Source organism: Massilia timonae CCUG 45783 (assembly GCF_000315425.1).
In the GTDB taxonomy this organism is placed as follows: Bacteria; Pseudomonadota; Gammaproteobacteria; order Burkholderiales; family Burkholderiaceae_D; genus Telluria; species Telluria timonae.
Genome location: NZ_JH992922.1, coordinates 632,634 through 655,560 on the forward strand (window position 1 = coordinate 632,634; position 22,927 = coordinate 655,560).

Consider the following 22,927-nt stretch of genomic DNA (forward strand, 5'->3'; position numbering starts at 1 on the left):
CGACGGCACGTCCGCAGAATCGGACAACCCTACGGGTTCGGCCCCGCCGGCGCCAGCGCCGCCAGCACCTGCGCCTTGAGCGCCTTGATCAGGGCCGTCTCGTCCGGCGCCACGCCCTCGGGCGCGGGGAAGATGCGGTCGGCGTAGATCAGGCCCAGCCCGGCCTTGCCGACCACCAGCGGCAGGACGATGAAACTCTCGGCGTCCGGCAGCAAAGTCTTGTACCAGGCCGGCAGCAGGTCGCGGATCCTGGGGCTGAAGGCGTCCGCGATCATCATGTCGGCGTCGTTCTCGAGCGCCAGGTGGAACACGTCGCGCGTGAAGGCGCAGGGGAAGACGAAACCGTCCTGCAGCGGGGCGCTGCCCTCGCCCAGCGACACCCGCGCGCGGAACTGTTTCGTGCGCGCGTCGCGCAGGCAGACGGTGGCGAAGCGGAAGCCCAGCGCGCCGTACAGGGTCTCGAGCACGGCCATGATGATGTCGTTGAGGCCGGCGCCGGACCCGCCCAGCAGGGTCACGTCCTGCACGCCCGCCAGCAGCAGGTCGCGCGCATTCTTCGGCTTGCCGCTGGGGTGGAACTCGCCCTCGTCGTCCTCGCCCGCGTCCAGGGTGGCCAGCGCCAGCACGTTCGGCAGGCTGCTGGCGGCCTTCGGATCGGTCTTCGGCGCGCGCTCCATGTTCATGCTCTGCAGCATGCCGTTCATGCCTTCCTGCACCTCGTCGTACAGCGCCACCATGGCCGGATGGTCGACGCCCAGCGCCGCGCCATAGCGCCGTATCAGTTCCTGGGTCTCGGTCGCGGCGGCCGGATCGTGATGGCGCCCCATCAGGCGCGCCACGTCGCGGCTGAAGGCGGCCACCTGCCGCATCCATTCGTCGCGATCAAACGCGGCCTCGAGCGGTCCCGGCGGCAGCGTCGCCTGGGCCTGCACGATCAACCCTGGCATCTGCCACTCGCGCAAGATCGCCTCAGACAAAACCTCAAAGCTGCAGCCCAGGATCAGTTGCGCAGCCTGGCTAGGACTATGCTTGCCGGCCGCCACGAACGCGGCGATTTCCCGGTAGCGCTCCGGCTCGTGGCTGGCCAGCAGCAGCGCGCCCAGGTTCTTGAACAGCGCGCAGATCGCCGCTTCCTCGGCCCCGGGGATCGGGCTGTGGCGCGCCAGCTCGCGGCCGACCAGGCTGGCGCACAGGGCGGCTTCGAGCTCCACCCGCACGCCGTGCTCGGCGGTGTCGAGCGCATCGACCAGCAGCATCGCCAGCGCGGCGGCGCGCACATTGTCGAAGCCGAGCAGGGAAATGGCGCGCGAGATCGTCGTTACCGGCGTGCCCGACAGGGTGCGGTACTGGACCGTGTTGGACAGGCGCAGGATGCGCTGGGTCAGAGCGACGTCGGACACCACGTAATACGCGAGGTCGGCCGTGCCCAGGTCGTCGCGATACCCCATGCCGATCACATGGGCGATGGCGCCGCCCAGGGTGAACATGCGTTCGGTGCCGCTGAGTTTACGCATCAGGGCGGGTCGCACGCGGCGCGGGGCGCAGTCCTGGGGGGTGTCGGCCATGGCGTCGCTCCGCTCAGCCGGCCTTGCGCAGCGGCGCGGCAGCATGCGCGCCTTGTTTGTATTGTTTCAGCACCTGCTGGTGCAGCGCCGCCAGCGCCGGCAGTTTGGGATTGAGCGCATCGAGCTTGCGCACATTGCCGATCAGGCCCGGCACCTGGGCGCCGAGGCGATTGTCCCAGCCCTCGTGCTCGAGGCAGCGCAGCACCGCCAGCGCGGCATTGAAGGCCACCGCCGGATTGCTCGGCAACTTGGTGGCCGCTTCCAGCATCAACCGCACTGCGCCCTGGTAGTCGCCGTCCCTGGCGCGCGCGGCGCCGCCGGCGACCAGGTCGACCACCTGCTGGCGGCTCTGCTGGGCCAGCGTCTGCGCCAGTTCGCCCTTCCCCGCCTGCTCCAGCACGCCCATGGCGCGCGTGACCATGGCGTCGCTCGAGGCATTGCTCATCACCTCGCGCACGATCTCGGAAGCGCCTTCTTCGCGGCCATTGTCGATGCAGGTGCGCGCCAGCTCGAGCTTGAGGTCGGGCGACAGATTGGGCGCATCCTTGCTTGACGCCAGGGCCGCGCCCAGCGCTTCGCCCAGGCGCTGCTCGTTGCCGGTGTATTCGTGCACCAGGGCCGAGGCGATCGCGCTGCACAGCGGGGTATTGGCGCGCCCGCCCATCGAGCGGTCGAGGTCGCGCACCACGGCGGCGGCCCCGACGGGATCGCCCTTGTGCACCAGCGCGCGCACCAGCTTGACGTGATCCTCGGGGTCGCGAAATTCGGAGTATTTGGCCTTGCCCACCACCTGGCGCAGGGCTTTTTCGGCGGTGTCGACGTCGCCTGCCTCGAAGGCGGTGTCGGCCAGGGTGCGCAGGCGCCGCACGGCATGCGGCGACACCGCCACCGCGTCGCTCAGCACCGCCTGCGATTTCTGCAATTCGCCGACCGCCGCGTGGGTGCGCGCCAGCCAGTCGTAGGCGTCGACGAAATTGCGATTGGTGTCGACCAGGTCTTCCAGGATGTCGCGCGCTTCGGTGAATTGCTTGCGCACGAACAGGGTCTTGGCCAGGCCGAGCCGGGCCCAGGCGATCGCCTTGATCTCGACCAGGTGGCGATAGATCGGCTCGGCCTGGTCGGCCTGGCCCAGGAACATGTGCAGCTCGGCGCGCAGGCGCAGGAAGTCGACCGCGTAGCGCGCGTGCAGGCGCTGGCCTTCGATGCAGGCGGCGATCGTCTCCTCCTGGTCGCCCGCTTCCATCAGGGTGTACACCGGCAGGAAGGCATTGCGCTTGTCGAGGGCGCGTGCGATGCGCTCGAGCAGGCGGTCGGCGGTGAACGGCTTGAGGATATAGTCGGTGGGCGCCAGCTCGGCGGCGCTGACCACCTTGCTGTGGTTGCCTTCGGCCGTGACCATGAAGAACATGGTGGCCAGCTGCATCAGCTTGTGGTGGCGCAGGTCTTCCAGCAGTTGCTGGCCATCCTGGCCGCCTTCCAGGTCGTATTCGCACAGGATCATGTCGAACTGGCGCAGGCCCAGGTGCTTGACGGCCTGGTTGGAGGTGCTGGCGTGCTCGATCCGGGTCAGGCCGCACAGCGTGAGCATGCTGTGGATGCTGGCCCGCATCCCCGCGTGGGGCTCGATGATCAGGGCCGTCAGGCCTTCCAGTTCGTTCATGATGGTCCGTGTAAGCCTGCGTTGGGCGTGGCGCCGTGGCTGCATGGGCGCGCGGCATCTGGCCAGTATATTACGGCGCGGAACGAAAATAATGAAATCGGGGTAGGTCCTGACACGAGAAAGTGTCAGTACGCCGAAAAAACGACAGCCAGCTGATTGTGGGCCGCTTATTGCATATCGGCCGCGGCCTGGCGCAGGGCCGTATGGCGGCCGTCGCACTCGGACTTGCTGGCGCCGTCGACCACGTTCTGGTAACGCACCTCGTACTTGCCGGCGGCCAGCTTGTCGAAGGTGAAGTTGGAGCGCTGCTGCACGAAGGCGTGCCTGACGTTGGCGCGGCGGTCGAGGTCGTACAGCTTGACGAATACCGGCGCCGCGTTGGCGCTGTTGTCGACCACGACCTGCATCTCTGTCCCCTCGTTGCCGACCGGGTAGCCGGGCAGGTAGGAAGACTCGAGCGGCCAGGGATCGCCGCTGGGCGACGCCAGGGTCTGCAGGTCGGTGCTGCAGTCGGGGGCGCGGGCCGGCACCGCCAGCTGGGTGACGGCGAGCGCGCGCACCTCGGGCGGCGGGCCCTTGGCGCCGTCCGGACCGATGCGGCGGGCCCAGTCGTCACTGCTGGCGTCGACGCCCAGCGCGTCCGGGCGGCCGGTCTTGACGGGGTCGTGGGCGATGCCGCCCCAGGCCAGTGCGCTCGGGATAATGTTGGGTTGTTGTTCGATCGTCAGCACGGCGACGACGGCGCCGGCCACGAAGCAGCCCGACATGCCCAGCCACCAGCGCGGATCGCGCCACAGGCGCTTGCGGCGCGGCTTGGGCGGCGGCTGCCCCTCCCAGTTGTCGGCGTTCTTGCGCGGCTGGCCTTCCTTGGCGTTCGAGCTTTCCAGCCACTCGACTTCCCACTCCTCGGCCGCGATCCATTCGTCGTGTTCCTTGCGGCGGACGGGATCGGACAGGACGTTGTAGGCGGTATTGACGACCGCCATGATGCGGGCGGACTTTTCGTCGCCCGGGTTTTTATCGGGGTGGTATTTCTGGCTCAGGGCCTTGTAGGAAGCACGAATGACTTCCTGGGGCGCATGACGCGACACCTTCAGGTTGTCATAATGTGTATGAATCTTGGCCATGATCTGTCAAGTCTACCCGCTTCTACCCTGCGCGTTTTGTCTGTCCTCGGCCGAAGCCCGTCATGTGACGAGACGCGGGAATATCTCACAGCTTAGCCGGATTTGTGTCCGCTGTGCAAGATATCATAAAGTCTACAAGCGATGACTGCGGTCCGCGCGCACGATTGGCTCTGGCAATTCTACGTCCTGTCCGACCACCAGGACCTTGAACAATTCGCCCATTTCAGCAGGAGAAACCAGCTTTTGCACGGCCCGCGACCGGGGCAGGAAATGCTTGGCATCCTCGGGGTCGTTTTCCAGCAACAGTTCGCCGATCCCGGCGCCGAGCAGGAAGGAAGCCTGGCTCATATAGGCCAGCACCGGCAGGCCGGCATCCTGCGATGCCAGCGCCATCGCCGTGAAATCGACGTGGGCGGTGATGTCCTGCAGGCCGGGCAAATAAAAGGGATCCGGGTGCGCGTGGTGGCGGTAATGACACATCAGGGTGCCGCCGATGCGCTGGTCGAGGTAATACTCGTGGGCCGGGAAGCCGTAGTCGAACAGGATGGCGGCGCCGCGGCCGCCCGCGAACATCGCCGCCAGCGAGCGCATGAAGCCGGCGCCGATCGGGTGCAGTTCGGTCACATAGCCTTCGATCATCTGCTCGTGGTCCGGCACCTGGCGCGCCAGCTGGGCGGTCAGTTCAGCGCCGAGCGGCGCCTGGACGAAGGCGAAAGCGCCGTCCTCGACCGTGACCATTTGCCGGCGCCAGCCGTCGCCGGTACGGATCACCAGCTCGACCGGCATGGCGTCGAGCACCTCGTTGGCCAGCACCACGCCGCTGAAGCGGTCCGGCATGGCGTCCAGCCAGCGCAGCTGCGGCAGGTCGGCCAGGTTGGCCTGCTGGCGCGCGCGCAATTCGCCGGACAGTTCGATGATGGTGTAGGAGCGAACCTCGACACCCTGCCGGGCCAGCTCGGCCAGGACGTCGCGCGCCAGGCGGCCGGTGCCGGCGCCGAACTCGATGATGTCGGGCGCGCTTTGGGCGATAATAGCGGCTGCCACGCGCGCCACGGCCGCCCCGAACAGCGGCGTCATCTCGGGCGCGGTGGTGAAGTCGCCGCTCGCGCCGAGCTTGGCTGCGCCGCCGCTGTAATACCCGAGCCTGGGCGCATACAGCGCCAGTTCCATGAAACGAGAGAATGCGATCGCGCCGCCGTGCTGTTCGATGTCGGCGGCGATGAGCTGTTGCAGGGAATGGGACGCGGCCAGGGCGTCGGTATCGGGTGCGGGCAGGGACATGCCGGCATTGTAGCCAGAATAGCTTTTATCAACAATTCAAGAAAATGATGACGGATAGCCCTTCGATCTCCCTGCCCCGGGTCGCGCTCGTGACCGGCGCCGGCCGTCGCCTGGGCCGCGCGATCGCGCTCGGCCTGGCCCAGGCCGGCTGGGACCTCGCCCTGCACTACCGCCATTCCGAAAGCGACGCGATCGCGACCCGCGACGCCATCCTGGCCCTGGGCCGGCGCGCCGCGCTGCTGCAGTGCGACCTGGCCGACGAGGCGGCGGTACGCCAGCTGGTCGGCCAGGCCAGCGCGGCGCTGGGGCCGATCTCTTGCATCGTCAACAACGCTTCGTTGTTTGAATACGACAGCGCCACCGCGTTCTCCTGGGAGCTGCTCAACGCCCATATGCAGGCGAACGTGGCCGCGCCGGTGCTGCTGGCGCAGGAACTGCACGCCGCCACCCCGGAGGGGCGGCAAGCCGTCGTGGTCAACTTGCTGGACCAGAAACTGTACAATCTCAACCCGGATTTTCTGTCGTACACGCTGTCCAAGGCGGCCCTGCACACGGCGACCACGATGCTGGCCCAGGCGCTGGCGCCGAAGGTGCGCGTGGTCGGCGTCGCTCCCGGCATCACGATGGTGTCGGGCGACCAGAGCGAGCAAGGCTTCGCCGCGGCGCACCAGATGACGCCGCTGCGGCGTTCGTCGACCCCGCAGGACATCGCCGACGCCGTGGTCTACGCCGCATCAGCGCGCGCGCTGACCGGCACCACCCTGCTGGTCGATGGCGGCCAGCACCTGATGCCCTCGCAGCGCGACGTGATGTTCCTGACCGAACCAAATAACTCCACCAAATAAGGCTATCCCATGTTGTCCGCCCTGTCCCACCCGAGCTTGCGCGATTGCCGCCGGCTGTTCCTGCGCAATTACGAAGTGATGATCAATATCGGCGTGCACGATTTCGAGAAGAAGGGCGAGCAGCGTGTCCTGATCAATGTCGAGCTGTACATTCCGCTGGAGCTGTCGACGCCGAAGGCGGACCAGCTGGCGGAGGTGGTCGACTACGATTTCATGCGCGAGACCATTGCCCAGCGCATCGCCAAGGGCCACATCCACCTGCAGGAAACGCTGTGCGACGACGTGGTGGCCGCGATGCTGACCCACCCGCGCGTGCGCGCCGCCGGTGTGTCGACGATGAAGCCGGACGTCTATCCGGATTGCGAAGGCGTCGGCGTCGAAGTATTCAGGATCAAGGAAGAAGCATGAACGAAACGGTGATTGAACGCGTCGTCGAAGACGACTTCCCGACTGCCGAGGCCGGCATTGACGCGAAGAAGCAAGAGAAGATCGCACGCGAGGACAACAAGCTGCACAAGCGCCTGTGCCGCCTGGTGGGCCAGGCCATCGGCGACTTCAATATGATCGAGGACGGCGACAAGGTGATGGTGTGCCTGTCGGGCGGCAAGGACAGCTATGCGCTGCTCGACATCCTGCTCACCTTGCGCGAGCGCGCGCCGATCCACTTCGACATCGTCGCGGTCAACCTCGACCAGAAGCAGCCGAACTTCCCGGCCCACGTGCTGCCGGCTTACCTGGACAAGCTTGGCGTGCCTTATCACATCGAAAACCAGGACACCTACAGCATCGTCAAGCGCCTGGTCCCGGAAGGCAAGACCACCTGCTCGCTGTGCTCGCGCCTGCGGCGCGGCATCCTGTACCGCGTGGCCGACGAACTCGGCTGCAACAAGATCGCCCTGGGGCACCACCGCGACGACATCCTCGAGACCTTCTTCCTGAACATGTTCTTCGGCGGGAAGCTGAAGGGCATGCCGGCCAAGCTGGTGTCGGACGACGGCAAGCACATGGTGATCCGCCCGATGGCCTACGTGAAAGAAGCCGACACCGAGCGCTACGCCGAAGTGAAAGGTTTCCCGATCATCCCGTGCGACCTGTGCGGCTCGCAGGAAAACCTGCAGCGCAAGCAGATCAAGAACATGCTGCGCGAATGGGAAAAGAAGCATCCGGGCCGGGTCGAGAACACGTTCTCGGCGCTGTCGACCGTGGTGCCGTCGCATTTGCAGGACCGCGCTTTGTTCGACTTCGTCGGCCTCAAGACCGATGGCGTGCCGAATCCGCTGGGCGATATCGCGTTCGACGAGGAGCCGTGTTCGACGCCGGCGACGAATACGATTTCGTTGACGCAGCTCTAAGCGCGGCGCATCGAGGAAGCAGAGGCCGGCGCCTCTGCTTTTTTTTCGTCATGATATACGTGCGGAACGACGACATGACCGACACCTCTGCGAGGCCCAGCCTGCAAGCCCATTACGACACGATGTGGGAGCACGCCTTCGGCGCGATCGCGCGCGGAGACGTCGACTGCGACACGCGCCTTGCGGCCGGTCCCGACCCGCGCCGCGGCATCAGCCTGATCGCGCGTCCCTGCCCGTCGCTGCAGGCGCGCTTCGACGGCCTGCTGGACTGCCTGGCCGGCGCCGAACCGCGCCAGTATCGCTACCCGGCAGCCGATATGCACATGACGATCCTGTCGCTGCTGACCGCCGGCGCCGGCGTCGCCATCCATCCGGCGCTGGTGGACGACTATCTGGCCGCGGCCCGGGCCGCCGTGGACGGCATCGAGGCGATCGGGATCGACTTCGGCGGCATCGCGCTGTCGCGCGGTGCGGTGATGGCGCGCGGCATTGCACGCGGCCCAGCGCTGGAAATCCTGCGCGAGCGCCTGCGGACGGCATTGCGCGAGCGGGGCCTCGACGGCGCGCTCGACCGCCGATACCGCCTGGTGACCGCGCATATGACGCTGTTTCGCTTCACCGAGCCCTTGCGCGATGCGGCGCGTTTCGCCGCCCTGCTCGACGCGCTGCGCGACGAGCCGCTCGGCGTCATGCGCATCGAACAGGCCGAACTGGTGGTCAATGACTGGTATATGTCCAGCCACTCGCTGGTGCGGGTGGCAGCGTTGCCCCTCGCCGGGCCGCAGCGCGATGCCAGTTTCCACGGTCGCCCTCTCCCAGATACCGAAGCCTGAGTTCCGCCGTGCTACGCTGGCGTCACCTCCACCGCCTAGAGAACCGCGATGCGCCTGCCTTTGAGCCAAGCCCCACGCCTGCTGCGAAACATCTTCATTGCCCTTGCCGTGCTCGTCCCAGGCACTGCCCTTGCCGAGCCCAGCGCGATCTACCTGGTCCGCCATGGCGAAAAAGCCAGCATCGGCAAGGACCCGGCCCTGACGCCGCAAGGCCAGCTGCGCGCCCAGAACATCGCGGGGATCCTGCAGCGCACCGGCATCCAGGCCATTTTCAGCACGCCGACCGCGCGCACGCTGCAGACCGCGCAGCCACTGGCCCGCCAACTGGGCTTGCAGGTCGAGCAGTACGACCCGGCCCGGCCGAAAGCGCTGGTCGACAAGGTGAAGACGCTGCGCGGCCCGGTGCTGGTGGTGGGCCACTCGAACACGCTGCCGGAACTGGTGCGCCTGTTCGGCGGCGAGCCTGGTCCCGATATCGCCGACGACGAGTACGACCGCCTCTACCAGCTCACGCTTGACGCCGGCGGCGCGGTAAGGACGGTCATCCTGACGTCCCTGCCTGCATCCGCCAGCGCGCCCTGAGCGTGGCCAGGCGTCAGGGCGCGACGTTCGTGCGCAGCACCGGATACACGGGAACTACTGCCGGAACTACGGGGTCAGGTCTGACATTTGGACACGGCCTCTACAATGATTTGCTTTTATTTGCCCTCTCAAAGCCAGCAATCGCTCGGCTGACCGTTTTGGTCGACACACCAAACACGCGTGCTATTTCCGACATGGTGAAGGCGGTAGACGCGTAAGCACGTGCCATTGCCTCGCTCCTGTCCGGATACCGGTCCTGATAGTCGGACAATGGAAGCGCAACGGCACGTCGTTCAGATCTCTTTGTTTCTATAAGCTCTTCGGATTGCTGCAGTTGCTGGTGCACCAATATGAAGTTTTCATCGCCAAGCAGAATTTGATGGCGTGTAGCCTCCAATGGACTCATTTGCCCAAGGCCAGCAAGAACAAAATCCTGATATGCCGCGATCGCGCTCGTCGGCGTATTACCAAACTGCCTTAGAAGCCAGTTGCGCTCAAGCCAGTCGGGTGAAATGTCATCCCCTATAAAATAATGGTAGCTGCTCCATCTCCATTCTTTCAGCGCCGCCACGGTGTTAGCGCGTAGAGGATTTAGAACAATATAACGGGAAACCTCTAGCAGATAGCTATCTTTCTGCACCAATACCGCCTTATAGCGCCCTTGAAACAAGTGGCCAACAACACGATGCCGTCGATTGAAATACTGTGAATAATGACCGTTGAGTTGGCGCATGCAACTCGGTAGATTCCCTTCCACCGTTTCAATCAATAAGTGGTAGTGATTGGTCATCTGGCAAAAACTGTGAATGACGCAATGATAGCGTTCGCAAACCTTCTCCAGAACGTCTAGCCAAATACGTCGATCGGCATCATCCCGAAAGATCGATGCGCGTCGGTTTCCGCGCGACGTCACATGGTAGAGCGCCCCAGGGAAATTAACTCTAAGTGGTCGTGTCATCCGATAACGGTACTGGATCGGCAACCACCAGCGCTGAGATCGCTCAGACTTCCAAGGAACCTTGATTACTGCTGAACTCGTGTCCAAATGTCAGACCTGACCCCGATGTTACCGTGACCCCGATGTTACCGATATTGATTAATGCTGAACCCGTGTCCAAATGTCAGACCTGACCCCGATGTTACCGATATTATGCTGACCCCGATGTTACGTGCCCCCGGTGTTGCGATGTTAGTCGTTCAGGCCACCAAAACAAGGACATGGCATCGTATTTGCGCGACACGCCCGCATTTCGATTATTGAACACCTGGATTTTCGTTGACCGTTTTACCAAAAAACCGTGACATGGTGATCTACATCCATGCACGGCGCATGAATGGTGGATAGATCACTGGTCACGGAGGGATATCGTGGATTATGAATACAAGGTCAATGGCCAGACGGTTCGTTTGGCGGAAGATCCAGATCTGGTTGGCGTACGTTATCTGGAGCCGGCGCCGCATAGCCTGCGGGCGGCATTCTCCAGCAGTGTCGGGGCCGACGTTACCGAACGCATCGAAATCCCTAATGAAAAATTCACCTTACTGAAATCCCCGTCCGCGGCGCCCATGTCGGTGAGCCATGCCGTCAACGCGGCGGTCGGCAACCGGCCTGCCGGCGTTGCACGAACGACGCCCGTGTTCAAGCTGGGCGAAACCCGGGTGCTGGCCACAGACCGGATCCTGCTGGGCATGAAAGACCCGGCCACCCCCGTCAGCGGCTTGCTCAAGGACGTGAACTATGAATCGATCGCGCCACGCGGGTTCGGCGAGTACACGGTTACCCTGGCGCCCGATGTCGATCCGCTGGCGACGGTCCAGCAACTGGCGCCAAGCGAAGACCTGGCGTATATCGAGCCGGACTTCGTCAATCTGATGGTCAAGCCCGCGCTTGACGATGTCTCGGCCGATGCTGCCGCCCAGGGCGGCCCGGGCAGCGAGCGCGCCTACGCCGCGCGGCAATACGCGATACAGCTGACCGCCGCCGACCAGGCCTGGAAGCTGGTTCAGGGAAATCTCGCAATCAAGATCGCCGTGCTGGACGACGGCATCGATACCCGGCATCTCGACCTGCGCCAATCGGTCATCGCCGGCTACGACGCCTGCGACAAGGACAATTTTCAGGAGCCCAATCCTGGGACGGCCATGGGACGGCGTGCGCAGGTCTTGCCGCGGCGGTTCCCAGCAGCACCGATGGCGTCCGCGGGATCGGTGGCGGCTGCTCGATCATGGCGGTCCGGATCGCCTATTCCGACCGGCCGCGCGGCGTCTGGACCACCAGCCCCGGCCAGATCGCCGAGGCGGTCGACTGGTGCTGGCAAAACGGCGCCTCGGTCCTGAGCAATAGCTGGAGCGACACATCCGCGTCCAGCGCCGTCATCGCCGCTTTTGGACGTGCACTGACGCTTGGTCGCGGCGGCAAGGGCTGCGTTGTCGTCGTCGCGGCGGGCAACAGGCCAGGACCGGTCGGTTTTCCAAGCAACCTCCCCGGTGTGATCTGCGTGGCCGCATCCACGCCGAAAGATGAACCGAAGACGCCCTCCAGCGACGATGGAGAAAACTGGTGGGGCTCCAGTTACGGCCCTGAAGTACTGGTCGCCGCCCCTGGGGTCAAGAACTATACGACCGACATCACCGGGCCGGCCGGCTACAACCCCGGCGGCGATTACTATCCCGGCTTCAATGGCACCTCGTCCGCCACGCCGCTGGTCGCCGGGGCTTGCGCCCTGGTGCTGAGCGCCAACCCCACGCTGTCCGGCGCCCAGGTGACGGCCATCATCGCGCAGAGCGCCGACAAGGTCGGCTCGGTGTCCTATGTCGATGGACGCAACGACCAGATGGGCTATGGCCGCCTGAACGTGCTGAAAGCGGTGCAGCTGGCAATAACGTCGTAACGGCCCGGGCATCCACGACCCGAGCGGAAACACATTAACCCCGGACCGGTACGGAGGCGCCACCATGAAAACGCTGGTCACGACCCTGGGCGCGGTAGCCAGCCTGTGCGGCTGCGCCAGCTCGCTGCATATTTACGATGCGGGCAACAGGCAGGCGCCGGGCGTTCCGTTCAGGACGCACGAAACCTATGTCAAGACAGGGACGCATGACAAGGCGAGCGACGGCGGAAACTGCGAGCCGGCGCAATTCGTTACCAGCGCCACCCTGGCGACCGGGGCCTTGTACTACGCCAAGGTCGTCCCCGCCCAATTCGCCAAGACGGAATTCCACGTCAAGTATGGCGACAGCGGGGCGATCAGCGAGATCAGCCTCGGCACGGAGCCCTCCGCCGAAGCCCTGACCGCGGCCAAGGAATTCGTCCAGACCGTCATCCCGCTCGGACCGGCTGCGGGAGCCAGTCCCGCGGCGGCACGCGCGCCGGCGAAGGCCTGCGATGCCGGCGAGCGCGACGTCAAGTTCATCCGTCTCGACGACTTCATCCAGGGCAGCCGATAAGGGGTTCAGGGCGCGCTATTTGCGCGCAGCACCGGATACAGGTTCAGGCGCTCGTCATACGACGAATGGCGCTTGGCGAAGAACTCCAGGCGCGCCTGCGGATTCTTGGCGAAGGCCGGATCGCTGTCCAGGCGCTCCTGGAAGGCCTTGGCCACGGCCGGGTCGGCCGCCATCTGCTCGCGCGCGACCTCCTCGGCCACGTAGTCCTCCATGTATTCCTTGCGCTCGAAGGCCGTGTTGAACGTGCCCCAGGCCAGCAGCGAATCCGGCGCCTGCGGCTCCAGCATCGCCACCACCAGGCGCGCCTTCGGCTGCGCGATCGGCACGAACAGCGAGCCTGCCGCGACCGGGCGGGCTTCCGCCTTCCACTTGCCTTCCACCGTCAGGCGCTGGTGGCCTTCGACCGAGGCCGCGGCCAAGGTTGCCTTGTCGGCGCGGAAGGACTGGAGCTGGAGGTCTTCCTTCGTCTTGTCCAGCTTGCGGAACTCGACGCCGTGCTGGCGCAGCTTCTCGCCCACGATCGCGGCGTAGGCGGCGGGCACGATGTAACCGGCGCGCGGCGCGGTGACCTGGAAGTCGGCCACGATGTCCTGCCACAGCGGCACGCGCCATACCTGTGGCTTGGTTTCGTCGTAGCGTGTCATCAGGGCGCCCGAGACTTCCGACGGCGTGCGGGTGTAGGCGTAGCCGTTGAACTCGACCATCTCCTTCTTGTCGGAAGCCTTGTACGACAGCGCCACCGGCTGGTTGCCCAGCTTGGCGGCGCGCGCGTCGGCCGCATAGGCGGCCTGCTGCCATTGCTTGCCGTGCTGCGCCACCTGGTCGAGCACCGACACCACGGTGTTGCGGGTGATGCGCACGCGCACCGGATATTCCTTCCACGAGTGGGTTTCGACCAGCATCGCCATGCGGTTGCGCAGCTGGAAGTAGCCGGTCGAGAAGCGCGGATCGGACACGCCGTCCATGAAGCCCGACATCGGATCGTCATGCTTCACGAAGGACATGTAATAGGACTGCGGCGTCGAGCCTTCCCTGGCGATGTCCTTGATCACGTTGGTGCGGAGCAGCAGGCCGGCCTTGCGGAATTCCGGGTCGCCCGAATACACCGGCTCGACCTGGATCGAGATATCGTGCTGGAACTTGGCGCCGTTGGTCGCGTGCAGGTCGACGTAGACCAGTGGATCCCAGGCGTTCACCAGCGCCAGCATGGCCTGCATCTCGGGCGCGTCGGCCTTCAGGTAGTCGCGGTTCAGGTTGTAGTTCTGGGCGGTGGTGCGCCAGCCCATCTCGACCGGGCCGCGCTGGTTCGGGCGGTTCCACTTGCCGAAGCGCTCGTGGCCGTCGACATTGAATACCGGGACGAAGATGAACACCTGCTTGTCGAGCGCGCCCTTGGCCGCGCGGCCTTCAAGCAGCTCGCGCAGCGCCAGGAAGCCGGCGTCCTTGCCGTCGATCTCGCCGGCGTGGATGCCGCCCTGCATCAGGGTCACCGGCAGGCCCTGCTGTTTCGCCGCCTGCGGGGTGAACACGCCCTTGCCGTTCACCACCAGCGCCTTCATCGGGCGGCCTTCCGGCGTGACGCCGAAATCGATGCACCTCACCTGCTTCGGATACGCCTGCTGGAATGCTGAGCACAGCGCGATCGTCTCGTCGTAGCGGCCGGTGGCGGTGAAGCCCGAGCGTTCGGATACGGTGGTCAGGTCGGGTGCAGCGTGGGAAAGAGGGATAGCCGATAACAGGGCCAGCAGTAACGCAGAACGGATCATCGAAAAGCTCCGGCAAGGACAGAAGGAAGCCGACGATTATAGACGTGTTCTTAGCGCAACAGTTCAACCCTGGAAACACGACGGGCGGACGGCATGCGGCGCCGCCCACCCGTCAATACAGGCTTTTTGCTCAGCGCGGTGGCGCGCCCGGCGTGGTGTGGATCGAGATCTCCTTGACCTCCGGCCGCACGATCCGCATCGGCACGACGCGCGCCCTGGCCGTGGTCGAGACAGGACAAGCGCCATTCGCGCGGTAAGCCAGGGCCGTGGCCAGCAAGCCTTCGTTCTGGTCTCCCACCGGCCGCGACAGGTCGTCGCTCGCCTGGCAGGTCGGCGTAAAGCCGTCGGTGAAGTCGCCGAAGCCCTTGTGGTTCACGCCCTGGAACTCGATCGAGAAATAGGTCGTGCCACAGTTCGGCACCGGCGTGAAGCCGTAGGGCTTGCCGCAGGTGGTGCCGCCGATCTGGATCACTTCGATGTCGGCGCCGCGCAGGCCGTTGATCACCGATTCGCTGGCCGAGCAGGTGCCCGGGGTGCTGAGCACGGTCACCCGTTTCAGGCCCAGGGTGGGCAGCGGCGTGCCGGTGCGTAGCGGGTTGCTCGAGGAGAAGCCCCAGGCGGTCGAGCGGAACATGATCGGCTGGTAGGCCGGCGTCTTGTCGTTGTAGCGGGATTGCTCGAACACCTTGCCGCTCGTCGACGCGGGGCCGGCGATCATATAGGCCAGCTGGCTGGCGACGTACAGCAGGCCGCCGCCGTTGTAGCGCACGTCGAGCACCAGGTCGTTGACGCCGGCCTGCTGGAAGGTGACGAAGGCATCGTACAGCTGTTTCTCGGACACGGCGTTGAAGCTGTCGAAGGTCAGGTAGCCGACCTTGCCGCTGGCGGTCTCGATCACCTTGACGTTCTTCACCGGCGCCAGCACGACCTCGGCCCCGGCCAGCGTCGCCTCATAGGCCACACCGGCGCGCTGCAGGGTGAAGCGGTGGGTGGTCCCGGCGGACGCCGGGAACAGCCCGGCATTGATCCGGTCGACCGAGGCTTCATCGTCGGCATTGACGAAGTCGACGCCATCGACCTTGAGCAGCATGTCGCCGCGCAGCAGGCCGGCCGCGGCTGCGGGCGAACCCGGCTCGACCGCCGTGATCAGCCAGGTGCGCGGCGCCAGGCCATCGGCGTTGCGGCTCCAGGTGATGCCATAGCCCAGGTCGATGCCCTGGGTCTGCATCGCCTCCCACTCGGCGGTCGGATAGGTGAAGTGATAACGGTCCTTCGGCTTGCCGCTTGCGGTCAATGCCGGCGTCTTGAGCACCGCGAAATAGTCGAGCGCGCTCGTGAAGTCGGCCATCTTGTAGGTGTTCGGGATCTCGTCGTACCAGAGGTAGTACTGGTTGGCCCAGGCGCGCAGGAATTTCAGTTCGTCGAGCAGGGTGCCCTGCACGTCGGGATAGGATTTGCCGCTCGCATCCAGTCCTGTGCGCGGGACGGCGCACTTGTTCCAGTAGCTGCCGTAGGCGTCGCCCAGCAGGTTCGGGTTCAGGTCTTCCGGCGACGGCTGGGTGGCGACCGGGGGTGTCGGGACCGGCGTGGGCGCCGGCGCAGGCTGTTGCGCCACCGGCCCAGGCGCGCCGACACTCGGCGAACCGCCGCCACCGCCGCACCCGGCGAGGACGAGCAGCGCGGCGAGCGCGCTGGGAATCAGACGCAGAGGAGAGGTCTTGCGGAAGGTAGATGGCGTGCTCATGCGCCGATTATAGACGCGCCATTCGCTCGGAATACCACCAACTGTCACAATTGAGGCTAGCGGACAACGACTAATATCAAGTAAATAAAGATCGGCAGCGTGGACGGCTCGGCCGTCCACGCACTCCGCCAATCAAGCCGCCCGTGGCGTCACGTCCGGCGCATGAAACGCCGCCACCAGCGCCGCCTCTTTCTCCCTGGCCGCCTTCAGGTGACGCTCCTTCACGTGACCGTAGCCGCGGATGTCTTCCGGGATGCTGGCGATCGCCACCGCTTGCGCCAGCTTGTCCTCCGTCAGCTTCGGCAGCAATGCCGTCACCGTCTCGCGGTATTGCTTGACCAGGGCGCGCTCCATCCTGCGCTCGGCCGTGTAGCCGAACACGTCGAAGGCGGTGCCGCGCAAGCCCTTGAGCTTCGCCAGCACGCCGAAGGCGCTCATCATCCACGGGCCGTACTCGCGCTTGATGGCGCGGCCTTCCTTGTCGTGCCTGGCCATCAATGGCGGCGCCAGGTGGAACTTCAGCCTGGTGTCGCCTTCGAACATGGCGCCGATCTTCTCGCGGAAGGCCGGGTCGGTGTGCAGGCGCGCGACCTCGTACTCGTCCTTGTAGGCCATCAGCTTGTAGTAGTAGCGCGCCACGGCTTCGGTCAGGCGCGTGCCCTTGCCGAGCCTTTCTTCCTGCGCGCGCACCTGGTCCACAAAAGCCTTGTACTGGCCGGCATAGGCCGCGTCCTGGTAGGCGGTCAGCAGCTCGATGCGGCGGCTGACGATGTCGTCCAGGGTCTGGATGCGCTTGAACTCGACCACCTTCGACGGCAAGGCGGCGCGGCTCACGGCGGCCAGGTCGTGCGCGGCGCTGCGGCCCCAGTTGAAGGCCGCCTTGTTGAAGGCGACCGACACGCCGTTCAGTTCGATCGCCTTGAGCAGCGAGTTTTCCTGCAGCGGCACATGGCCCTTCTGGAAGGCATAGCCGAGCATGAACATATTGGTGGCGATCGCGTCGCCCAGCAGGGCGGTGGCAATCTGGCCGGCGTCGATGAAGTCGACGTTGTCCTTGCCGCAGGCTTGCTGGATGGCGCCGCGCGAACCCTCGGCCGGGAATTGCCAGTCCGGGTTCTTGACGAAGGCCGCGGTGGTCGCACCGCTGGCGTTGACCGCGGCCCAGGTGCGGCCCTCGCCCATGCGGCTCAGGGCGTCGCGGCTGGCGGTGACGATCTGGTCGCAGCCGATCACCAGGTCGGCGCTGCCGGTGCCGACGCGGGTCGAGTGCAGGTCAAGCTGGCGTTCGGCCAGGCGCACGTGCGACATCACCGGACCGCCCTTCTGGGCCAGGCCGCTCTGGTCGAGCACGATGGCGCCCTTGCCTTCGACGTGGGCCGCCACGGCCAGGATCTGGCCCACGGTCACCACGCCGGTGCCGCCGACGCCGGCCACCAGGATGCCATACGGCGTCTCGACCGACGGAATGACCGGCAGCGGCAAGCTTGGCGGCGCCGCCTCGGCGCTCGATGATTTCTTTGGCTTCTTGAGCCCGCCGCCTTCGACGGTGACGAAGCTCGGGCAAAAGCCCGACACGCAAGAAAAGTCCTTGTTGCACGAGGACTGGTTGATCTGGCGCTTGCGGCCCAGTTCGGTTTCCAGCGGCTCGACCGACAGGCAGTTCGACTGCACCGAGCAGTCGCCGCAGCCTTCGCACACGGCTTCGTTGATCACGACGCGCTTGGCCGGGTCGGGGAACTCGCCCTTTTTCCTCCGGCGGCGCTTCTCGGACGCGCAGGTCTGGTCGTAGATCACGGCCGACACGCCCGGCATTTCGCGCAGCTCGCGCTGCACGTCCATCAGCTCGGAGCGGTGGCGCACCGTGGTGCCCGGCGCCCAGGCATAGTCGCTCGGGTATTTATCGGGTTCGTCGGTGACGACGATGATCGGCTTGACGCCCTCGGCCGCGATCTGGCGGCTGATCATGCCCGGGTCGAGCGGGCCGTCGACGTTCTGGCCGCCGGTCATCGCGACCGCGTCGTTGTACAGGATCTTATAGGTGATGTTGACCTTGGCCGCCACCGCGGCGCGGATCGCCAGGATGCCCGAGTGGAAGTAGGTGCCGTCGCCCAGGTTCACGAACACGTGCTTCTCGTCGGTGAACGGGGCCTGGCCGATCCAGGTCGTGCCTTCCGCGCCCATGTGCGTGAAGGTCGACGTTTCGCGGTCCATCCACAACACCATATAGTGGCATCCGATGCCGGCCATGGCGCGCGAGCCTTCCGGCACCTTGGTCGAGCTGTTATGCGGGCAGCCCGAGCAGAAGTACGGAATACGGTCGGTCTGCGGATTCGGTTTCGCCGGAATGTTCTTGAGCACCAGTTCCTTCGCTTCCAGGAAGGCGATGCGTTCCTTGACCCGCTCGGCGACCGGGTGGCCGGCGCAGTAGTGCGAGATGCGCGAGGCGATGGCGCGCGCGATCTGGGCCGGATTGAGCTCATAGGTCGCCGGCAGCAGCCAGTCGCCGTGGCCCATGCGGTTCTTGTTGCTCCATTCGCCGGTATCGTCGAACTTGCCGACCACGCGCGGACGCTCGCCGTCCGGCAGGTTGTACAACTCTTCCTTGAGCGCGTATTCCATCACCTGGCGCTTTTCTTCGACCACCAGGATCTCGTCGAGGCCGCGCGCGAACTCGTGCACGCCTTCGGCCTCGAGCGGCCAGGTCATGCCGACTTTATACAGGCGCAGGCCGATGTCGCGCGCGGCCTGCTCGTCGATGCCGAGGTCGGCCAGCGCCTGGCGCGTGTCCAGATAGCTCTTGCCGGCGGTGATGATGCCGATCTTCGGCCGCGGGCTGTCCCAGATGATGCGGTTGAGTTTATTGGCGCGCGCATACGCCAGCGCGGCATACCATTTGTGGTTGCTCATCCGCACTTCCTGGTCCAGCACGGCGTCCGGCCAGCGGATGTTCAGGCCATCGGGCGGCAGCTGGAAGTCGGTCGGCGTGACGATCTGCACGCGGTCCGGGTCGAGGTCGACCACGGCGCCCGATTCGATGATGTCGGTCACGCACTTCATCGACACCCACAGGCCGGTGTAGCGGCTCATGGCCCAGGCGTGCAGGCCGAAGTCGAGGTATTCCTGGACCGAGGACGGGTACAGCACCGGGATGCCGCAGTGGGTCAGGATGTGGTCGGACTGGTGCGCGGTGGACGAGGATTTCGCGGCATGGTCGTCGCCGGCCAGCACCAGCACGCCGCCATGCTTCGCGGAGCCGGCGTTGTTGCCGTGCTTGAACACGTCGCCGCAGCGGTCGACGCCCGGGCCCTTGCCGTACCACATGGCGAACACGCCGTCGTACTTCGCGTCCTTGTACAGGTTGGTCTGCTGGGTGCCCCAGACGGCGGTCGCCGCCAGGTCTTCGTTCATGCCCGGGTGGAACTTGACGTGGTGGGCGTCGAGGTGTTTCTTCGCCTTCATGGCGGTCTGGTCGACGGCGGTGACCGGCGAGCCGCGGTAGCCGGTGATGTAGCCGGCGGTGTTCAGGCCGGCCTTCAGGTCGCGCTCGCGCTGCAGCATCGGCAGGCGGATCAGGGCCTGGGTGCCGGTCATGAAGGCGCGGCCGCGCTCGAGCGTCCATTTGTCGTCGAGCGTGATGTCCTGTTGCGGTTGGGCGGGCTGACCGGGCTGCGAAGGCGCGGGCGGGGATGACTCCGGCGGCGCCAGGTGGGCGCGGTCCGTGGGTGCGTTCATGGTGTCTCCAAGATTCTCATGGCGGATACGTCGCGGCGCATTTCCTGCATCTCGCTGACCGTATGTGAGCCAGTATAGTCCTGCCCCCCAAGCATTAAATTCCAAACAATTCCCCCGTCTTCTTGAATTGCGCAATAAAATTGCCATACAAAAGTCTGCAATGGGGTGGGTATGTCAAAGATTGAGCTGGATAAAACAGACCGCAAGATTCTGGAAATCTTGCAAAGCGATGGCCGGCTGTCGAACCAGGACGTGGCCGAAAGGGTAAACTTGTCGCCCTCGCCCTGCCTGCGCCGCATCAAACGCCTGGAAGAAGCAGGTGTCATCCGCCAGTACGTGGCGCTGCTCGACCCGGACAAGATCAGCCTTGGGCTATTGGCGTATGTGAATGTGCGGCTGGAAAAGCACAGCGAGGTGGCGAGCGCCACCCGCCAGCCGGGCTTGCCGGCGACGTCGCCGCGCAACGATTTCGCGGTGTCAGTGGGCACCTGGCCCGAGGTCGTGGCCTGCTATGCGATGACCGGCGACATGGATTTCCTGCTGCGCGTGCACGTCGAAGACATGGACCACTTCTCGCGCTTCATGATGGGCACCCTGCTCAAGCATCCGGCGGTGCTGGACGTGAAGTCGAGCTTTGCGCTGCAGCGCATCAAGGAAACGACGGCGATGCCGTTGGTGTGAGCTATTTTTTCGGTGTAAAAAATTTCACCGCCGCGCGGGCATTGGCCTTGACCGTGTAATCGATCGCCGCGAACTGCTCTTCCAGCGCCTCGGCCATCACGCTGCCCGGGCTGGGCGGCGGCAGTTCGAGGTGGGCGTCGGCCTCGCCGTACTCGCGCTTGATGCGCATGCCGGCCTTTTTGGCGATGTGCATCATGGTCTGGTTCGAGGTCAGGCATTGCATATACAGGGTGTCGACGTCGGAGTTGCGGCAGTGGATCGCCGCGCGCTGGAACAGGCGCGTGCCCACGCCCTGGCCGCGCGCCGACTTCGACACCGAGACGCCGAACTCGGCCACCTGCTGCTTGGTCGTCGACTTGCGCCCGTCGGCCGAGGCGAAGGCAAGATGACCCATCCCGACCAGCTGGAATACGTTGTTGACCACGCCGAACACGATGTCGCGCGAGAAATCGATCTTGTCGACGTAGGCCGTGATCTGTTCGTCCGGGATCATGCTGCCGAAGCGCAGCAGGCGGTCATTGCTGTCCAGCGCCAGCAGATGGCGCAGTACGCGACGACGGTCGCGTTCGCCCAGTTCCTTGACCAGCACCGGCGGCTGGCCCTTCTTGCCTCTCAGGCCCTGGATCCAGCGGCGTAAGGGATTGTCCAGCATCTCGATACCTTCACGTACTGCAACATTCGGATTCTAGCCGATCGGGTCGGCATTGGCGGCGCGATCGGTATTGTCGCGCGCGGCGCCTTCCAGCGCCAGTCCCGCAGGATGGTCCAGGCCCAGCCATTGCGATTGCGGACTGACCACGAACCGCCCCTTCCCGGCCTGCTTGGCCGCGTACATGGCCTTGTCGGCGTCCGCCAGCAGCGCTTCCTGCCCACGCGCGGCGCCCGCCTGGCCGCGCGCGCTGGCGATGCCGATGCTGGCCGAGATCGTCACCGCGTGGCCATCGGCCTCGGTGATCGATTCGATTTCGGCCAGGGCCAGGCGCGCCACGCGCAGCGCGCCGGCCTCGGAGGCCACGTCTTCGAGCAGGATCACGAATTCGTCGCCGCCCAGGCGCGCCAGCGCGTCCTCGGCGCGCAGCTTGGCCTGCACCCGGCGCGCGACCATCTGCAGCACCAGGTCGCCGGCGGCATGGCCCCAGGTATCGTTGACCGCCTTGAAACCGTCCAGGTCGATGAACATCAGCACCACCACGCTGTCGCGGCGGTCGGCGCGCGCCAGCGCCCGCTCCAGCAGGCGGGTCAGCTGGCGATAGTTGATCAGGCCGGTCAGGCTGTCATGCTGGGCCAGGCGCTCGAGCTGGCGCGACTGCGCTTCGAGCTCGGCGGTGCGCTCGGCCACGCGCTGTTCCAGCGTCTCGTTGGCCGACTGCAGGCGGCGGTTGACCACGCCGATGATGCGGTAGCTGCGGCGCAGCCGCGCGCCGGCGTACACCAGCAGCACCATCAGCACGGCGCTGTAGGCGAACAGGTAGCCGCGAAAGCGCTGGCGCTCCAGCAGCACGGCGTCGAAGGAACGGTCGAACTCGCGCTCCAGGCGGTCGAGCGCGGCGGCGCTGCCGGCGGCGGCGATCTGCGCCTCGAGCAGGTTTTCCAGCGGACGCTTTTCCAGGATCACGCGGCAGCTGGCGATCACGGCATCCATCTTGTCGTTCACGGCCGGCGAGAACGCGATCTGCTGGGCCGCCACGTCGCCCAGGATTTCGTCGATGCGCGCCGCCAGCGCCGGGCTCGGCGCGATGTTGTAACGCAGGGTCTCGGTCAGCAGCGCGTTCAGGGTGGTGTCGAGCCGCACCACGATGCGGCCCGGCGCCAGCGCGCCTTCGATGCCCGAAATCTCGGTCTTGAGGTCGGCCACGGCCGGCGGCATGTGCAGCAGCGCCGCGCGCAGCGGCGGATTGTGCTTGGCGAACTGGGCAACCAGCTGCTCCTTGCCCTGCAGCGCCTCCTGCAACTCGGCGTAGGCGGACTGGGCGTCGCTATCGCCGGTGAGCGGCAGGGTGTCGCCCAGGCGCGCCATCAGGTCGTGCATGCGCGGCAGTTGCGAAGCGAGGTCGAGCGGCGTGGCGGCGCGTCCCGTATGCGCGCGCAGGATGTTGGCATCCCATTCGGCGTCGAGCTTTTCGAGCTCGCGCAGGTTCAGCATGACACTGTTGCGGATTTCCGGGTCCACCGTCTCGGTGCGGACATAGAGAAACACCAGCACCGCGCTCATGAAGATGACCGCCAGGCTTGCCAGAAGCACACGACGGCGCCGGCACCAACTTGCAACACGCCGTGCCAGCAAGGTGAACATCGTTTTTCTCCAACGCAAC

18 protein-coding genes are annotated in these 22,927 nt (G+C 65.6%); 8 read left to right on the plus strand and 10 right to left on the minus strand.

Features of this window, described 5'->3' with window-relative positions:
- Positions 1–29: 29 nt before the first annotated feature.
- From HMPREF9710_RS02635 to HMPREF9710_RS02650, 4 genes are all read right to left on the minus strand, one after another.
- A complete protein-coding gene (locus HMPREF9710_RS02635; protein ID WP_005663638.1) occupies positions 30–1,565 on the minus strand; it encodes an HDOD domain-containing protein in 1,536 nt (511 codons plus the stop codon).
- Positions 1,566–1,578: 13 nt separating this feature from the next.
- Positions 1,579–3,225 (minus strand): tetratricopeptide repeat-containing response regulator, encoded by a 1,647-nt coding sequence (locus tag HMPREF9710_RS02640; protein WP_005663640.1) that lies wholly within the window; start codon positions 3,223–3,225, stop codon positions 1,579–1,581.
- A 167-nt stretch (positions 3,226–3,392) separates the two neighbouring features.
- On the minus strand, positions 3,393–4,352 hold the full coding sequence (locus tag HMPREF9710_RS02645) for a J domain-containing protein (RefSeq protein ID WP_005663643.1): 960 nt from the start codon (positions 4,350–4,352) through the stop codon (positions 3,393–3,395).
- A 132-nt stretch (positions 4,353–4,484) separates the two neighbouring features.
- Positions 4,485–5,633, minus strand: a complete 1,149-nt coding sequence (locus HMPREF9710_RS02650) for a class I SAM-dependent methyltransferase (protein ID WP_005663645.1) — start codon at positions 5,631–5,633, stop codon at positions 4,485–4,487.
- A 44-nt stretch (positions 5,634–5,677) separates the two neighbouring features.
- Between HMPREF9710_RS02650 and HMPREF9710_RS02655 the strand changes: the two genes are divergently transcribed.
- The 5 genes from HMPREF9710_RS02655 to HMPREF9710_RS02675 all read left to right on the plus strand — a co-directional run bounded on the left by HMPREF9710_RS02655 (position 5,678) and on the right by HMPREF9710_RS02675 (position 9,245).
- Positions 5,678–6,478: an SDR family oxidoreductase gene (locus tag HMPREF9710_RS02655; protein WP_005663648.1), complete on the plus strand. Its 801-nt coding sequence runs from the start codon at positions 5,678–5,680 to the stop codon at positions 6,476–6,478.
- Positions 6,479–6,487: 9 nt separating this feature from the next.
- Positions 6,488–6,886: a dihydroneopterin aldolase gene (locus HMPREF9710_RS02660; protein WP_005663650.1), complete on the plus strand. Its 399-nt coding sequence runs from the start codon at positions 6,488–6,490 to the stop codon at positions 6,884–6,886.
- Complete coding sequence (ttcA, locus tag HMPREF9710_RS02665; RefSeq protein ID WP_005663652.1) at positions 6,883–7,830, plus strand: tRNA 2-thiocytidine(32) synthetase TtcA; 948 nt, start codon at positions 6,883–6,885, stop codon at positions 7,828–7,830. The genes HMPREF9710_RS02660 and ttcA overlap by 4 nt, the downstream gene beginning before the upstream one ends.
- Before the next feature lie 74 nt (positions 7,831–7,904).
- A complete protein-coding gene (locus HMPREF9710_RS02670; RefSeq protein ID WP_005663656.1) occupies positions 7,905–8,663 on the plus strand; it encodes a 2'-5' RNA ligase family protein in 759 nt (252 codons plus the stop codon).
- A 60-nt stretch (positions 8,664–8,723) separates the two neighbouring features.
- Positions 8,724–9,245 (plus strand): SixA phosphatase family protein, encoded by a 522-nt coding sequence (locus HMPREF9710_RS02675; protein ID WP_229409710.1) that lies wholly within the window; start codon positions 8,724–8,726, stop codon positions 9,243–9,245.
- Positions 9,246–9,345: 100 nt separating this feature from the next.
- On the opposite strand, the gene HMPREF9710_RS26890 is transcribed toward HMPREF9710_RS02675, so the two are convergent.
- Positions 9,346–10,203 carry a transposase gene (locus tag HMPREF9710_RS26890; RefSeq protein WP_143054636.1) on the minus strand — a complete coding sequence of 286 codons (858 nt, stop codon included), beginning with the start codon at positions 10,201–10,203 and terminating at the stop codon, positions 9,346–9,348.
- Between the two features lie 1,141 nt (positions 10,204–11,344).
- On the opposite strand from HMPREF9710_RS26890, the gene HMPREF9710_RS26895 reads away from it, so the two are divergent.
- A complete protein-coding gene (locus HMPREF9710_RS26895) occupies positions 11,345–12,136 on the plus strand; it encodes a S8 family serine peptidase (protein WP_229409768.1) in 792 nt (263 codons plus the stop codon).
- Positions 12,137–12,200: 64 nt separating this feature from the next.
- Positions 12,201–12,692: a hypothetical protein gene (locus HMPREF9710_RS02685; RefSeq protein WP_005663665.1), complete on the plus strand. Its 492-nt coding sequence runs from the start codon at positions 12,201–12,203 to the stop codon at positions 12,690–12,692.
- A 5-nt stretch (positions 12,693–12,697) separates the two neighbouring features.
- Here HMPREF9710_RS02685 and HMPREF9710_RS02690 read toward each other — a convergent pair whose 3' ends face one another.
- From HMPREF9710_RS02690 to HMPREF9710_RS02700, 3 genes are all read right to left on the minus strand, one after another.
- Positions 12,698–14,458 (minus strand): M14 family metallopeptidase, encoded by a 1,761-nt coding sequence (locus tag HMPREF9710_RS02690; RefSeq protein WP_005663667.1) that lies wholly within the window; start codon positions 14,456–14,458, stop codon positions 12,698–12,700.
- A 130-nt stretch (positions 14,459–14,588) separates the two neighbouring features.
- Entirely contained in the window at positions 14,589–16,202 is a 1,614-nt protein-coding gene (locus HMPREF9710_RS02695; protein WP_005663669.1) for a S41 family peptidase, read from the minus strand.
- 132 nt (positions 16,203–16,334) lie between these two features.
- Positions 16,335–19,934, minus strand: coding sequence for an indolepyruvate ferredoxin oxidoreductase family protein (locus HMPREF9710_RS02700; protein ID WP_005663671.1), 3,600 nt, complete (start codon positions 19,932–19,934; stop codon positions 16,335–16,337).
- A 171-nt stretch (positions 19,935–20,105) separates the two neighbouring features.
- Here HMPREF9710_RS02700 and HMPREF9710_RS02705 point away from each other — a divergent pair, with 171 nt between their 5' ends.
- On the plus strand, positions 20,106–20,615 hold the full coding sequence (locus HMPREF9710_RS02705; RefSeq protein WP_005663673.1) for an Lrp/AsnC family transcriptional regulator: 510 nt from the start codon (positions 20,106–20,108) through the stop codon (positions 20,613–20,615).
- A gap of 1 nt (position 20,616) precedes the next feature.
- Here HMPREF9710_RS02705 and HMPREF9710_RS02710 read toward each other — a convergent pair whose 3' ends face one another.
- Both HMPREF9710_RS02710 and HMPREF9710_RS02715 read right to left on the minus strand, forming a co-directional pair.
- Positions 20,617–21,267 (minus strand): GNAT family N-acetyltransferase, encoded by a 651-nt coding sequence (locus tag HMPREF9710_RS02710; RefSeq protein WP_005663675.1) that lies wholly within the window; start codon positions 21,265–21,267, stop codon positions 20,617–20,619.
- A gap of 33 nt (positions 21,268–21,300) precedes the next feature.
- The gene (locus tag HMPREF9710_RS02715; RefSeq protein WP_229409711.1) at positions 21,301–22,857 is read right to left on the minus strand and encodes a diguanylate cyclase; all 1,557 of its coding nucleotides are present in this window, start codon (positions 22,855–22,857) and stop codon (positions 21,301–21,303) included.
- Positions 22,858–22,927 lie beyond the last annotated feature (70 nt).